At 42.5% G+C, this 551-nt stretch carries 1 protein-coding gene; it reads left to right on the top strand.

The annotated features are described in order from the left end of the window. Positions 1 to 20 precede the first annotated feature (20 nt). On the top strand, positions 21 to 551 hold a 531-nt coding region (locus P0108_RS07170; protein ID WP_473730944.1), incomplete at its 3' end, for a head maturation protease, ClpP-related.

Genomic DNA, 551 nt, shown 5'->3' with positions numbered 1-551 from the left:
CGGAAAGGAGGAAAAAGGTAATGAGGAAGTTTTGGCAGTGGAAAAACCAAAAGGAAAACAATGAGACTAATGAGAATAATGAGATTTTTGAGAGAACGCTGTTTCTTAACGGTACGATTGCTGAAGAATCATGGTTTGATGATGATGTAACCCCACAACTTTTTAAAGACGAGTTAAACGCTGGTAGTGGGAATATTACCGTGTGGATTAACTCTCCCGGCGGCGATTGTGTGGCTGCGGCACAAATCTATAACATGCTCATGGATTACAAGGGTTGTGTGACGGTAAAGATTGATGGGATTGCAGCGTCTGCGGCATCGGTTATTGCGATGGCTGGCACAAAGGTTTATATGAGCCCGGTGTCAATGCTTATGATTCATAATCCTATGACGGTTGCTTTTGGAAACAGAAGCGAAATGGAAAAAGCAATATCAATGCTTGATGAGGTCAAAGAGTCCATTATTAACGCTTACGAGATTAAAACAGGGCTTAACCGTGTGAAACTGTCGCATTTAATGGATTCGGAAACGTGGATGGATGCTAACAAGGCG

The organism is Gardnerella sp. c10Ua_244 (assembly GCF_055818055.1).
The sequence above is the reverse complement of the archived record's forward strand: the minus strand, read 5'-3'. Positions and strand labels throughout refer to the sequence as shown.